Below are 14,086 nucleotides of genomic sequence, written 5' to 3'. Positions count from 1 at the left end.
GCGTAGAGCCCGTCGACAAACGCGGCCGCCGACGATCCGGCGGTCGCCGTTGTCGACGGGCTCTACGCCCGCTTCGACGCCACCGTGAAGAACGGCGCCGGAACCCTGAAGGACCGGGTCGACGCGGTCGGCCCGACCCTCGAGCGATCCTTCGACTACCCGGCGATGGTCCGCCTCGCGATCGGCGCCAAATGGGCCGACTTCACCCCCGAGCAGCAGGGCGCGATCACGGAGGCGTTCCGGCGCAACTTCGTCGTGACCTACGCCAACCGCCTCGCGCGGGCGGCGGGCGCGAAGTTCGAGGTGACCCGCAAGAGCGAGCCGAGCGGTAGCAACCAGCGCGTGCTCACCCACGTGACCACCCCGGACGGCGACGATTCGCAGATCGACTTCGTCGTAAACGCCGACAACCGCATCCAGGACGTGCTGCTCAACGGCAACGTCAGCGAGGTCGCTGGACAGCGGGCGACCCTCGGCCCACCGCTGAAGGCAGGCGGGGCCGACGGGGTGCTGAAATTCCTTCGCCAACGCACCGACGGCATGCTGACCGCCAAACCGGCGCCTTGAACGGCCTGCACAGAGCCTTCGCGCCGCCCGCCGCGGCCCACCGATTCTCGCCTCCCGCGACCGAGCGACGTTCCCATGGACCTCACCTGGCTCTCGCCGATCCTCCTGGTCCCCGCGCTCGCGGGCTGCCTCTACGCGTTGACCGCGGCGTTCCTCGCCGGGCGGTTCTCCGCGACGCCGGCGCCCGAGTTCGCTGAGGGCGTGGATCGGCCGTCGGTCACCGTGCTGAAGCCCCTCTGCGGCCTCGAGCCGAACCTGTTCGACAACCTCGCGACCTTCTGCGCCCAGGACTATGCCGGCCCGGTGCAGATCGTGTTCGGCGTGCAGAGCGTCGGCGATCCCGCGATCGGCGTCGTGCGGCGGATCGAGGCGGCCTTTCCGGCGCTGCGGATCGACCTCGTCGTCGACGCGCGCCAGCACGGCTCGAACCGCAAGGTCTCGAACCTGATCAACATGTCGGACGCGATCGCCAACGAGGTCGTCGTGCTCGCCGACAGCGACATGGTGGTGCGCCCAGACTACCTCACACGGGTCGTGGCCGAGCTGTCGGCCCCCGGCGTCACCGGCGTGACCTGCCTCTACCACGGCATCCCGGCCGACCGGGGCGTCTACGCCCAGCTCTCGGCGCTGGCGATCGACGTGCAGTTCCTGCCCAACGTCGTGATGGGCACCGCTCTCGGCCTCGCCAAGCCCTGCTTCGGCTCGACCATCGCCTTCACGGCGGCGTCCCTCGCCAAAATCGGCGGCTTCGCGACCTTCAAGGACGACCTCGCCGACGACTACGCCATCGGCGAGGCCCTGCGTGGCCTCGGCGGCCGGGTGGCGATCCCGAATTTTACGATCGGGCATACCTGCGTCGACACCGCGATCGCGGGCCTCTGGAGCCACGAGCTGCGCTGGAACCGCACCATCCGCAACGTCGACCCGGCTGGCTATGCCGGCTCGATCGTCACCCACGCCTTTCCGATCGCCCTCATCGCGGCACTCATGCCGGAGGCCGGCGCAACCGCGCTCGGCGTCGCCGCGCTGGCGCTCGCCTGCCGCATCATCCTGTCGATGCGGCTGGAGCGCGCCTTCGGCATAGGCCCCCATCCCTACTGGCTGTTGCCGATCCGCGACATCCTCTCGTTCGCGAACTTCTCATGGAGCTTCGTATCGGGTGCGGTGACATGGAAAGGTCACGATTATCGCGTCGTTGCGGATGGAACGCTTATTCCGGAGGGCAATCTCGGCCAGGATGCTGAGTCGCCCACCGTCTGACCTTGCCAGCCCGCCGTCTCGACTTGCGGTTTCGCTCTCTCGTCCCCGATTCGTCGTCCTTCCGACCCGATCGCCCTGCTCTGAGGCCTTGAACCCCATGCGCACGCTCTTCCTTCAGGCTCCCACCTTCGACGGCTTCGACGGCGGCGCCGGTTCCCGCTACCAGGCCAAGCGCGAGATCAAGTCGTTCTGGTATCCGACCTGGCTCGCCCAGCCGGCCGCCCTGGTGCCGAACTCGAAGCTGATCGACGCGCCGCCGCACAACATCAAGCTGCCGGAGATCGTCGCCCAGGCCAACGACTTCGACATGGTCGTGCTCCACACCTCGGTGCCGTCGTTCAAGTCGGACGTGAAGACCGTCGAGGCGCTGAAAGCCGCCAACCCGAAGCTGATCGCCGGCCTGATCGGCGCGAAGGTCGCGGTGGACGCCGCCGGCGCGATGGCCCAGGCCCCGTGCATCGACTTCTGCGCCCGCAACGAGTTCGACTTCACCGTCAAGGAAGTCGCAGACGGCACGCCGATGTCGGAGATCAAGGGTCTGTCCTATCGCAACGCCGACGGCGTCGTGGTCCACAACGAGGACCGCGAGATCATGACCGACATGGATCAGCTTCCCTTCGTCACGAGCGTGTACAAGCGCGACCTCGAGATGGAGAAATACTTCATCGGCTACCTGAAGCACCCGTACATCTCGTTCTATTCCGGCCGCGGCTGCAAGAGCCGCTGCACCTTCTGCCTGTGGCCGCAGACGGTGGGCGGGCACACTTACCGCACCCGCTCGGTCGCGCACGTGATCGAAGAGATCAAGTACTGCCTGAAGGAGTTCCCGCAGACGAAGGAGTTCTTCTTCGACGACGACACCTTCACCGACAACCTGCCCCGCGCCGAGGAGATCGCGCGCGAACTCGGCAAGCTTGGCGTGACCTGGTCGTGCAACGCGAAGGCGAACGTTCCCCGTGAGACCCTGGAAGTGCTGAAGGCCAACGGCCTGCGCCTGTTGCTGGTCGGCTACGAGTCGGGCAACCAGAAGATTCTGAACAACATCAAGAAAGGCATGCGCGTCGAGGTCGCCGAGAAGTTCACCAAGGATTGCCACGACCTCGGCATCGCCATCCACGGAACCTTCATCGTCGGCCTGCCGGGCGAGACCCGCGAGACGATCCAGGAGACGATCGCCTTCGCCAAGCGCATCAATCCGCATACCATCCAGGCCTCGCTGGCGGCGCCTTACCCCGGCACATTCCTCTACAAGCAGGCGGTGGAGAACGGCTGGCTCGACGTCGAGAACGCCGAGCTCGTCGATGAGAACGGGGTGCAGATCGCACCGCTGCACTACCCGCACCTGTCGCATGCCGAGATCTTCGCGGCCGTCGAGGAGTTCTACCGGAAGTTCTACTTCCGCGCCCCGAAGATCGCCTCGATCGTCTCCGAGATGGTCCGCTCGCCCGACATGATGAAGCGGCGCCTGCGCGAAGGCGTGGAGTTCTACCGCTTCCTCAAGGAGCGTCAGGGTACCGCCAAGGCCGCCTGAACCCTTTCGGTCTCATGAAGTCGTCGGCCGGGCCTCGCAGCCCGGCCGTTTTCGTTTATTGGGCCGGGGGCCCCGGCGGGTGGAGGGCAGGTGCCCTGCTCGCGATCTGCGTTCCTGGGGAGTGTCCGTGAAGCGTCTCGTCGTCACCGCCGACGATTTCGGCCTCAGCCGCGAGGTCAACGAGGCCGTCGAGCAGGCCCATCGCGACGGCATCCTCACCGCGGCGAGCCTGATGGTGTCGGCACCCGCCGCCGCGGACGCGGTCGCCCGCGCCAGGCGGATGCCGTCGCTGCGGGTGGGGCTGCACCTGGTGCTGGTCGAGGCCTGGCCGACGCTGCCGGCCGCCCAGCTGCCGGACCTGACCGATGCGGACGGCCTGATGCGCCGCGACATGGAGCGCCTCGGCCTCGACCTGGCGCTGAAGCCTGCCGCCCGGCGCCAGCTGAGCGCCGAGATCACGGCGCAGTTCGAGGCGTTCCGGGCGACGGGTTTGTTGCTGGACCATGTCAACGCCCACAAGCACTTCCACGTCCATCCGCTGATCGCGGGCGCGGTGCTGGCGATCGGGCCGCGTTACGGGGTGCGCGCGATTCGGGTGCCGCGCGAGCCCCGTGCGGTGCTCAGGCTGGCCGAACCCGGCGCGACGCCGCGTGCGGCCCTCGACACCGCGCCTTGGGCGGCGCTGCTCGCGGTGCGCGCCCGCAGGATGAGCCTGACGATCCCCGACCGCACCCTCGGGCTGGCTTGGTCCGGGGCGATGACGCCGCCCCGCGTCGCCGCGCTGCTGGCCAACCTGCCGGACGGGCTGACGGAACTCTACACCCATCCTGCCACCGCCGCAGGTTTCCCGGGCGAGGCTCCCGGCTACGCCTACGCCGCCGAACGCGACGCGCTCGTCGCTCCCGAAGCGATGGCGATTCTCGCGCAAGAAAAGATCATCCGCGGCGGGTTTTCGGATTTTTCGTAGGGCGCACGGCGGATAGACCACGCCTTCGGCGAATAGAGAACGATCCGATCAACGTCGTTGATACTATATTATATGCATTGTATAACCGCTACTAATTGCATTAGGCATTATATACGCGCGATAGCGTCACGTTACGAAGGTTTCACGCAACAAGACCCGGCCGCGACCGGGACGGCCACGCCCGCGCACTGATCGCGTCTTCCAGCGAAACGAAAACGGCGCCGTCCTTGGGAGGACGGCGCCGCGTTCAAGGCTTCAGAGACGACCGCCGTCACTTCACGGCGGCGGGCTCAGCGTGGACCTTGGAGCCCACACCCGGCAGGCGTCCGGCTTCTTCGCCTTCGGGACGGTCGGCATCGGGCTGCCTCGGCGGCGGGCCGAGGAAGGCCGGGACCACGAAGAAGGCCGCGATCAGCGTAAAGAACAGCGACAGCGCCAGCAGCTTGCCCATGCTCGCAGTGCCGGGATGGCTCGACAGCACCAGCGAGCCGAAGGCGGTGCCGGTGGTCAGCGCCGAGAAGAAGATCGCCCGCGTCAGGCTGGAGGCCAGCATGTCGGTGACGCCGGCGCGCCAGGCGATCACGTAGTAGATGTGGAAGGCCACGCCGACCGCGAGCATCAGCGGCAACGCGATGATGTTGGCGAAGTTCAGCGGCATGCCGACGACGTGCAGGGCCATCAGCGTCCACAGGGTGGCGAGCACCAGCGGCCCCAGCGTCATGGCCACGTCCCACGGCTTACGCAGCGCGACCGAGAGGATGATGAAGATCAGGACGAGGGCCGTCACCGCCGCCTGAACGAAGGCGCCGAGGATGGTGTAGCTCGACGAGGTCGTGGCGATCGGCGCGCCGGTGGCGTGCGGCGCGACGGTCTGGATCTCGGCCGCGAACTGGCGCAGCACCTCGTCGTCGTTCGAGTTACCCTTCGGGTGGACCTCGATGCGGGCGCGGCCGTCTGGGGCGACCCACTCGGCCTTCAGCTGCGGCGGCAGGTTGGCGAGGGTGATCTTCTCGGGGTGCAGAATCCCGCGAAGCCGCGCGAGCAGGGGACCGAGATCGGTGGTGAGGGCGACCGACGCGGCTTCGCGCTTCGCCACCGGGGCGGCCGCGAGTTTCTCGAGCGTCCGCGAGAGTTGCCCCGCGGTCTTGTTGCCAGGCGCGTTGCCGCCGGCGATGCCGGACAGGGCGGTCGCGGTGTCCTTCAACGCCTTGACGTTGTCGGCGTCCGTCGGCGGCGGTGGCTTGCGCGTCGGGTTCAGGATCGGATCGAGCAACTCCGCCGTCTCGGCGACGGTCGCGAGCTTCTTGTCCTGGTCGCGTGGCACGAAGGTGTCGATGCTCATGATGTCGGCCGCAAGCGGCAACGCGGCGAGCTTCTTGGTCACCTCCGGCACGGCGTCCACGCTCGGCGCCAGCACGTCGGCAACGTTCGGGCTCGTGGCGGGGTCCTTGATCAGGTCGAGGTAGGTCGCGATCGATTCCACGTGCGGGCTGCGCAGGTGCATCGGGTTCGAATCGAACGGCAGCTTCCACAGCAGCGGCGCGCCGGCCAGCGTGATCAGGCCGACGGCGATCAGCACGGCCTTGCGGTTGCGGATGATCCACGGATCGACGCCGGCGAGCCACGTCGTCTCCACCGCAACCTTCTCGCCCTTCGGCCGGAAGACAGCGATGAGCGCGGGCAGGAAGGTGATCGCGAACAAGTAGGCCACGACCATGCCGACGCCGGCGATGAGGCCGAGCTCGGAGACGCCGCGGAAGGCCGTCGGCAGGAAGGCGAAAAAGCCGGCGATGAGGGACACCGCCGCCAGCGTCAGCGACCAGCCGACGCCGCGCGCGGCGGCGCGAATCGCGTCTTCGAGGGTCGGCTGCTCGTAGCGGTCGGCGCGGTAGCGGACCGAGAACTGGATGCCGAAATCGATGCCGAGGCCGACGAACAAAGCCGCGAAGGCGACCGAGATCGGGTTCAGCTCGCCGACCATCAGCAAGCCGAGCGCCGCCGTGACGATCAGGCCGGAGAAGGTGGTGATCAGCACCGACACGACCAGCGGCGCCGAACGGAGCGCGAGCCACAGGAACAAGACGATGGCGCCGACCGTGACGAGGTTGTTGAGCAGCGCGTCGTCCGAGAGCGTCGCGAACTCGTCGTCGGCGACCGCCACCGGGCCGGTGAGCCGCATCGTCAACCCGTGCTCGGCATCGATGTTGAGATCCTTGGCGACGTTGCGGATCAGCTTGGTCGCCGTGTAGCCCGGCTGCAGCGCGTTGAAGTCCAGCACCGGCTGCATCAACACGAACTTGCGCAGGTCGGTGGTCTTGCTCTCGCCGCCCGAGAGAAGGAGCTGCCAGGACATCCGCGCGGGCTTGCCGTCGAGCACCGTCTGCAGCGTCCGGTCGATCTCGCCCATCGGCTTGTCGAGGTCTTCGATCTTGGCGTCGCCGCTCTTGATGCCGCGCGCGCCGAGCCCGAGGACGCGCATCACGCCGCGCAGGCTCGGATCCGAGGCCAGCGGCCCGAGCAGGCCCTGTTGCTGCACGAGCTGCTCGGTGGTCTTCTCGAGCTCCGCCTGCGGAAGCAGCAGCAGGCCGTTCTTCTCGAAGAAGGGGCCGCCGTCGGGGCGGTAGACGGTCTCGATCAGGTTCTTGTGGACGGCGATCGCCTTGGCGAAGGCGTTCGCGGCCTCCTCGGCCTGCTCCGGCGTCTTGCCGTCGATCACCGCCACGACGGTGTTCGTGCGCTGCGGGAACGCCTTCTCGTAGTTGATCTCGTCCTGGCGCCACGGCTCCTTCGGGTCGATCAGGCGCTCGACATCGGTGTTGATGCGGAACAGGTGCGCGGCGACCCCGGTGCTCGCAGCGGTAATCAGCGCCACCAGGGCGATCACGACCCACCGATGCCGGACGGAAAACGCGACGAGTCGTTCGATCACGAGTACCCTACCTACCTGGAGCTGCCGCCCTTCCAGGCCGCATCCCTCTCGAACCTTCGATGCTGCCGCCCCGGTTCCCGCAGGATCCGTCGGCGGCGCGAGCCCTTGGACCGAGCCCTCGGGCCGACCCTAATGGACGAAGCGCCGGACCCCGACGCGTCGACCTCTCGTCCGTCCACGGCCCGGCATAGCTGCAGGACCCGGCCCGTTCGCGGTCCGCACGTCTCACGATGCCGTGTGGACGCAAGCGCGACGCCGACCGGGTTCGCGCACCGGACGACGTCGGGAAAGGACGCATCCAAGGCACGATCGTTGCGCCAAGGCCGCAGCGCTCAGTAATCTTGCAGCCCCCCGATTGCAACGCAGCGACACCCGGCGCGCCTCGCTCTCCCCATCGATGTGTGGCGCCAGCGCCGTTTCGCACTGCAATATCACCGTGGATGCGGTTTACCGGGAATGCCGTCGCATTGCCGACGCAATGGCAGGATGGGGTCCGCGCTAACGAATTGTGCGCCCGGCGATGGCGACGGGGGCTGTGGCCCGCTTGCGTCAGCGCCGCAAACACCGGCACAGAACGGCCCAGAACCCGCCCGTTCAGATCGGTTCCAGGCTAGAGCGCTGGAATTCGAAATTTTTTCACGTTAAGCAGCCCCTGGTTCGGGGCTACGCAAACAGGAGCCGTATCTTGGGAATCCCCCTCCGGTATGTCGCGACGATCGGCAGCTACATCCTCAAGCAGCATCTCACCGGCCGGAAGCGCTATCCGCTCGTGATGATGATGGAGCCCCTGTTCCGCTGCAATCTCGCCTGCGCCGGCTGCGGCAAGATCGATTACCCCGACGAGATCCTGAACAAGCGCCTGCCTGTGGCCGACGCGCTTGAGTCCGTGCGCGAGTGCGGCGCACCCATGGTCGTGATCGCCGGCGGCGAGCCGCTGCTGCACAAGGACCTGCCGCAGATCGTCGAGGGCATCATCGCGCAGAAGAAGTTCGCGATCGTGTGCACGAACGCGCTGCTGCTCGAGAAGAAGATCAAGGAGTACAAGCCGAGCCCGTACTTCACCTGGTCGATCCACCTGGACGGCGACAAGGAGATGCACGACGGCTCGGTGTGCCAGCGCGGCGTCTACGACAAGGCTGTCTCGGCGATCGCCAAGGCCAAGGAGATGGGCTTCCGCGTCACCATCAACTGCACGTTCTTCAACAATTCGTCCTCGGACAAGATCGCCGACTTCTTCGACAGCGTGACGAAGATGGGCATCGACGGCATCACCGTTTCGCCCGGCTACGCCTACGAGCGCGCGCCCGACCAGCAGCACTTCCTCAACCGCAAGGCGACGAAGGACCTGTTCCGCGGCGTGTTCCGGGCCGGCAAGGAGAAGGGCCGCCAGAAGTGGGCCTTCCAGCAGTCGGGCCTGTTCCTCGACTTCCTGGCCGGCAACCAGACCTACCATTGCACGCCCTGGGGCAACCCGACCCGCACCGTGTTCGGCTGGCAGAAGCCCTGCTACCTGCTCGGCGAGGGCTACACGGCCACCTTCAAGGAGCTGATGGAGGAGACCGACTGGGATTCCTACGGCACCGGCAACTACGAGAAGTGCGCCGACTGCATGGTCCACTCGGGCTACGAGGCCTCCTCGGTGGTCGATTCGGTCCGCAAGCCCTGGAAGCCGCTGATCCACGCCTTCCGCGGGATCAAGACCGAGGGCGAGATGGCCCCCGAGGTCAGCCTCGAGAACCAGCGCCCGGCCGAGTTCGTGTTCTCGCGCAACGTCGCCCAGAAGCTGTCCGAGATCAAAGCGTCGGGCGTCGACACCAAGCGCGAAGCCCGCAACCGCACCGCGGCCTGATCCGCACGCAGATCGGATCGACTTCGGCGATCCATCGAAGCCCGCGGCCGTCACAGGCCGCGGGCTTTCTTCGTTTTTGGGCAGGTCGAGCGGCGAGGGAGAGGGAGTCTAGATCTCCGACAGGCCGAACTCTGCGCCGAGTGCTGCCCGCGCGGCGGCGAGCGCCTTGAACGCCGCGGACGAATCGCGCGCGAGGCCGATCAGGTCGCGCGGTCGGGCGCGGCCGGTCGCGAGCGCGCGGAGCACGGCCAGGATGTCGGGATCGCCGTTGGGCTTCAGCGCGTGGGCGGCGAAGGCCGGTAAGGCCCGCTCGGCCGGATCGCAGACCACGCGGATCGCAGCGAAGGGTAGGCCGTACCGGGCGGCGTAGGCGACGGCCACGTGCGATTCCATGTCGACGCCCGCGGCCCCGGTCGCCCGGCGCAGGGTCGCCTTGTCCGCGACCGTGAGTATCGCGGCGTCGACGCCCGCGAGGTCGGCCGTCACCACGCGTCGTCCCGTCGTTTCGAGCTTTTTGAAAAGTATCGCGGTCCAGCGGGCGTCCGCGGCCCAGCGCTCGCCGGCGACGATCCCGGTCGCGACCACGACGTCGCCGGGCCGCAGGGCCGGATCGAGGCCGCCGGCGATGCCGAAGCTGACGACGCCACCGCAACCGGGTGCGGCGCGCGCGTCGAGCAGGACGCGCAGGCGCTGGGGGCTTCCGCCGGCCTGGATCGCCTCGACCCCGGGGCCGGTCGCGATGCGGGCCTCGCGGGCGAGGCCCGCGACCACGAGGACGTTCGGCTGCAAGGACATCGGCACCGGTCTGAAGCGGAGGAGCCGCGGATCGGGCGACGATTCCCACCCGAATCGAATGCGCCGGGAGCGAGCCCCGGCGACGCCTCACATGCCGTAGGCGACCTGGCGGCTGTTGCCGCGCTTGAGGTTGCGGTAGCGCGCCATCGCCCAGAGCGGGAAGAACTTCGGGTAGCCATGGTAGCGCAGGTAGAACACCCGCGGGAAGCCGGTGGCGGTGTAGCGCTCCTCGTTCCAGAAGCCGTCCGCCCCCTGGGTCCGCGCGAGGAAGTTGATACCGCGCGTCACGGCCGGGTCGTCGCATTCGCCCGCCGCCATCAAGGCCAGCAGGGCCCAGGCGGTCTGCGAAGCCGTGGAGGAGCCGGCCTCGAAGGCCGGATCGATCTTGTAGCTCGACGCGTCCTCGCCCCAGCCGCCATCCGGGTTCTGGATGCGGATCAGCCATTCCACCGAGCGGCGGATCTCCGGCGATTGCGGGTCGACGCCTGCGGCGTTGAGCGCGCAGAGCACCGACCAGGTGCCGTAGATGAAGTTCATGCCCCAGCGGCCGTACCAGCTGCCGTCCTGCTCCTGGTCGTTGAGCAGATAGGTCACGCCGCGGTCCAGCGCCTTCGAGGATTCGCGGGTCTCGCCGAGCTGGGACAGCATCGAGACGACGCGGGCCGTCACGTCCGCGGTCGGCGGATCGAGCAGCGCGCCGTGATCCGAGAACGGGATGTGGTTCAGGTACATGTGGTTGTTGTCGGCGTCGAACGCCGCCCAGCCGCCGTCCTTCGACTGCAGTCCCTCGACCCATTCGCGGGCGCGGGCGATCGAGGCGGTGTAATCCGGCATGTTCGCCACCAGCCCGTGCTGGCGCATGGCGCGGTCCATCGCCATCACGACCACGGCGGTGTCGTCGAGGTCGGGGTAGTGCGCGTTGGCGTACTGGAAGGCCCAGCCGCCGGGTCGGACCTTGGGCTTGGCCGCAGCCCAGTCGCCGGCGATGTCGAGCACCTGGCGCGGCAGCAGCCAGTCGAGCCCGGCCCGGGCCTGGCCCTCGGCGTCGGTGCCGCCGGCCTCCAGCAGGGCGTGGCCGGCGAGCGCCGTGTCCCAGACCGGCGAGACGCAGGGCTGCACGTAGGCCTCGTGCGCCTTGACGACCACGAGCTTCTCGATGGCGTCGCAGGCGACGCGGACCTGGGGATGGTCCGGGCCGTAGCCCATCGCCTCGTACATCAGCACGGTGTTGACCATGGCCGGGAAGATCGCCCCGAGGCCGTGCTCGCCGTTCAGGCGCTCGCTGACCCAGGCGCGGGCCTTCTCCATCGCCCGCAGGCGGATGCGCTTGGGGAAGTGCCCCTCGACCTTCTGCAGGATGCGGTCGATGCCGCCGAAGATCGGCGTCCACGGCCAAGTCGCGTGCGGGCTGCCGGGCCAGCGACGGACGCTGGACGGCGGCGTCAGGAACAGCTCGCCGATGCCGATCCCGCGCGGGTTCTTCGCCAGCGGCTTCGTCGCCTGCAGCACGAAGAGCGGCACCATCACGCAGCGCGCCCAGTACGACACCTTGTCGAGGTGGAACGGGAACCACTTCGGCAGGAACATCACCTCGACCGGCATCACCGGCACCGCCGCCCACGGCACCTCGCCGTAGAGCGCAAGGATGAAGCGGGTGAACACGTTGGATTGCGCGGCGCCGCCGCGGGAGAGGATCGCCTCGCGGGCGCGGCGCATGTGCGGCGCCTCGATGTCGTCGCCGATCATCTTGAGGGCGAAGTAGGCTTTCACCGTGCAGCTCATGTCGAACGGCCCTTCGTGGACGAGGGCCCAGCCGCCATGCTTCTCCTGCGTGCGGCGCAGGTAGTTGCCGATCTTCGGCTCGAGGCCCTCGGGGGGCTTGGTGTCGCGGAACTGGTGGAACAGGATGTACTCGGACGGGATCGTGGCGTCGGCCTCGAGCTCGAAGCAGATGTGCCCGTCGTCGTGGGACAAGGCCGTGAGCGCACGGGTCGCCCGCGCGACACCGTGATCCACGTCGTCGAGGGAAATCGCCTGGGTCTTCGGGCGTTGCAGCGCCTCGACCTTGTTCACAGCCTCTCGCATCATCCTCGCCTCAACCGGCCACAACTCTCGAACCGAACCCGATCGTCCCGGATCGGGTCACGGCTCGCCCGCCTCGTCTCGCCTACGCACGTGCCGTACCGGCGCGTCGCCGGCCCGCACGAATCGTCGTCCCGGTCGTGCCTCATGCCGCGCCGCGCGTGCGTGCCGCATCGCACGACAGGGCGAGCGCAGCCGTCTTTCCGGAGCGGATCGACCCCTCGATCGTCGAGGGCAGCCCGGTGGCCGTCCAGTCCCCGGCGAGCACGAGGTTCGCCCACGCGGTCTCCGCCCCGGCACGGCGCGCGGCCTCGGCCGGCGTCGCGGCGAAGGTCGCGCGCTTCTCCTTGACGATCTGCCAGCTTGGCAGTTCCGGTGCAAGGTCGGCAACGGTGGCGATCTCGGCCCAGATCTGCTTGGCTAGATCTTCGCGCGGCACGTCGAGCAGCCTGTCGGCACCGCTGATCGTCACCGAATAGCGATCGGGGTAAGCAAATAGCCACTCGGTCAGCGAATTCACCATGCCGAGGATCAGCGGCGAACCGGGCTTCGGCACCATCTTGAAATGCGCGTTGACGATCGACCGGAACGCCTTCGGCGCCGACAGGCCGGGCAGCATCTCGGAGGCGACCCAAGGGGGCAGCGCCAGCACCACCGAATCGTCCGCGGCCAGCTCGACCGCTCCGTCCGAGAAGTCGAGCCGTTCGACGCCCTTGGCGCCGAGGCCGAGCCCGCGCAGGCGCCGGCCGAAGCGGACGCTCGCGCCCTGCGCTTCGAGGGTGCGCAGGGCGGGGTCGACGAAGGCGTAGGACAGGCCCTTCACCGCCACCAGTGGGCGACAGGCCGCGCCGCCGGCGCCCAGCGTCTCGCGCAGAATCTTGGCGGCGAGGCCGACGTCGCTCTCGGCGACCTCGGTGTTCAGCGCGGCGAGGAGGACGGGATGCCAGAGCCGGTCGTAGAGCGGGCCTTCGCAGGCCATGCTGGCGCCGATGGTGCCGCCGGCGCCGTCCGCCTTCCCGGCCGCCGCACGCAGGATGCCCAGGGGCGCGAGATAGTCCCGCGCGCGGCTTCCCGGCACGCGGCGCGCCTTGCTCAGCACCCACCACGGCACGCGGCCGGCGTTCGGGCGCAGGGTCCAGCGTTCGCCGGTCTTCAGGTCGGCGAAGGGGAACAAGGCCTCGTCCGGTCCGGTCAGGGCGTCGTCCGGCGCGCCGATCCGCTTCAGGAAGTCGAGGGAATCGGTGTTCCCCGACAGCAGCAGGTGGTTGCCGTTGTCGAGTTCCAGCCCGAGCGTCGGATCGTAGTAGGAGCGGCAGCGGCCGCCGGCCTGCTTGGCGGCCTCGTGCACGACGACGCGTGCCCCGCGCTCCACCAGGGACAGAGCGGCCGAGAGGCCCGCGAGCCCTGCGCCGACGACGTGGACGGTCCCCATCAGACGATGCCGTGCCGAAGCGCAACGGCGACCAGGGCGAGCTTCTTCGGCTTCACCCGCGCCCGCGGCATCGCCCAACCGCGCTTCAGCAGCGCGACGAGGTAGAGCCGGTAGGCCGCCGCCATCAGCCGGGCCGCCTTGGTGGGCTTGCGCGGGCTCTTGGCGATGATCGCCCAGGTCTCCGCGTAATGCGCCTCCGCCTCGGCGGCGACGGCCGCGCACACCTCGCCGATGCGCGGGTGCGCGATGGCCGATTGCGGCGTCGGATCGCTAAGCCCGATGGCGGCCAGCTTCTCCCGCGGCAGGTAGAGGCGTCCGCGCTCGGCGTCCTCGTCGATGTCGCGCAGGATGTTGGTGAGCTGCAACGCCCGGCCCTCGTGCCAGGCGAGCTTGATGCCCAGCGCCTCGGGCATGCCGAAGATCCGCACCGACAGCCGGCCGACGGCGCTCGCCACCCGGTCGCAATAGAGGTCGAGGGTCGCCTCGTCCGGCGCGACGATGTCCTCGAACGCATCCATCGCCATGCCGTCGATCACGGCATGGAAATCCGCGCGCTTCAGGTCGTAGCGCTGCACCGGCACGACAAGGTCGCGCACCCGCGCGGGCGGCTTGCCGGCGTAGAGCGCGTCGACGTCGGCACGCCAGCGGTCGAGCTCGGCCGCCCGTACGTCGGC

At 68.6% G+C, this 14,086-nt stretch carries 9 protein-coding genes and 1 pseudogene; 5 read left to right on the top strand and 5 right to left on the bottom strand.

Annotated elements, in window-relative coordinates:
- Window positions 1-66: 66 nt before the first annotated feature.
- The 4 genes and pseudogenes from FV222_RS06560 to hpnK form a co-directional block, all read left to right on the top strand.
- Window positions 67-567, top strand: a pseudogene (locus FV222_RS06560) (ABC transporter substrate-binding protein); the annotation flags it as partial.
- 75 nt (window positions 568-642) lie between these two features.
- Entirely contained in the window at window positions 643-1,827 is a 1,185-nt protein-coding gene (gene hpnI, locus FV222_RS06555) for a bacteriohopanetetrol glucosamine biosynthesis glycosyltransferase HpnI (protein ID WP_147761306.1), read from the top strand.
- A gap of 97 nt (window positions 1,828-1,924) precedes the next feature.
- Complete coding sequence (gene hpnJ, locus FV222_RS06550) at window positions 1,925-3,358, top strand: hopanoid biosynthesis associated radical SAM protein HpnJ (protein ID WP_147750147.1); 1,434 nt, start codon at window positions 1,925-1,927, stop codon at window positions 3,356-3,358.
- A gap of 127 nt (window positions 3,359-3,485) precedes the next feature.
- Window positions 3,486-4,325, top strand: a complete 840-nt coding sequence (hpnK, locus tag FV222_RS06545) for a hopanoid biosynthesis-associated protein HpnK (protein ID WP_147761305.1) — start codon at window positions 3,486-3,488, stop codon at window positions 4,323-4,325.
- Between the two features lie 271 nt (window positions 4,326-4,596).
- Here the strand turns inward: hpnK and FV222_RS06540 are convergent, their stop codons facing one another.
- The gene (locus FV222_RS06540; protein WP_147761304.1) at window positions 4,597-7,254 is read right to left on the bottom strand and encodes an MMPL family transporter; all 2,658 of its coding nucleotides are present in this window, start codon (window positions 7,252-7,254) and stop codon (window positions 4,597-4,599) included.
- Between the two features lie 685 nt (window positions 7,255-7,939).
- On the opposite strand from FV222_RS06540, the gene hpnH reads away from it, so the two are divergent.
- Window positions 7,940-9,103, top strand: a complete 1,164-nt coding sequence (gene hpnH, locus FV222_RS06535) for an adenosyl-hopene transferase HpnH (RefSeq protein ID WP_147761303.1) — start codon at window positions 7,940-7,942, stop codon at window positions 9,101-9,103.
- Window positions 9,104-9,211: 108 nt separating this feature from the next.
- Here hpnH and FV222_RS06530 read toward each other — a convergent pair whose 3' ends face one another.
- The 4 genes from FV222_RS06530 to FV222_RS06515 all read right to left on the bottom strand — a co-directional run.
- Window positions 9,212-9,898, bottom strand: a complete 687-nt coding sequence (locus FV222_RS06530; RefSeq protein WP_147761302.1) for a phosphorylase — start codon at window positions 9,896-9,898, stop codon at window positions 9,212-9,214.
- 87 nt (window positions 9,899-9,985) lie between these two features.
- Window positions 9,986-11,983, bottom strand: coding sequence for a squalene--hopene cyclase (gene shc, locus FV222_RS06525; RefSeq protein ID WP_147750161.1), 1,998 nt, complete (start codon window positions 11,981-11,983; stop codon window positions 9,986-9,988).
- A gap of 142 nt (window positions 11,984-12,125) precedes the next feature.
- Entirely contained in the window at window positions 12,126-13,412 is a 1,287-nt protein-coding gene (gene hpnE, locus FV222_RS06520; protein WP_187277237.1) for a hydroxysqualene dehydroxylase HpnE, read from the bottom strand.
- Window positions 13,412-14,086 (bottom strand): squalene/phytoene synthase family protein (locus tag FV222_RS06515; protein WP_147813535.1); only part of this gene is annotated, 675 nt, incomplete at its 5' end. The genes FV222_RS06515 and hpnE, both read right to left, overlap by 1 nt.

Source organism: Methylobacterium sp. WL103 (genome assembly GCF_008039885.1).
GTDB lineage: Bacteria > Pseudomonadota > Alphaproteobacteria > Rhizobiales > Beijerinckiaceae > Methylobacterium > Methylobacterium cerastii.
The sequence above is the reverse complement of the archived record's forward strand: the minus strand, read 5'-3'. Positions and strand labels throughout refer to the sequence as shown.

What these genes read in the sequence shown, in the direction of transcription:
- hpnI (WP_147761306.1), top strand. Translation starts at nt 643, where the DNA reads ATGGACCTCACCTGGCTCTCGCCGATCCTCCTGGTCCCCGCGCTCGCG.
- hpnJ (WP_147750147.1), top strand. Translation starts at nt 1,925, where the DNA reads ATGCGCACGCTCTTCCTTCAGGCTCCCACCTTCGACGGCTTCGACGGC.
- FV222_RS06530 (WP_147761302.1), bottom strand. Translation starts at nt 9,898, where the DNA reads ATGTCCTTGCAGCCGAACGTCCTCGTGGTCGCGGGCCTCGCCCGCGAG.
- shc (WP_147750161.1), bottom strand. Translation starts at nt 11,983, where the DNA reads ATGCGAGAGGCTGTGAACAAGGTCGAGGCGCTGCAACGCCCGAAGACC.
- hpnE (WP_187277237.1), bottom strand. Translation starts at nt 13,412, where the DNA reads ATGGGGACCGTCCACGTCGTCGGCGCAGGGCTCGCGGGCCTCTCGGCC.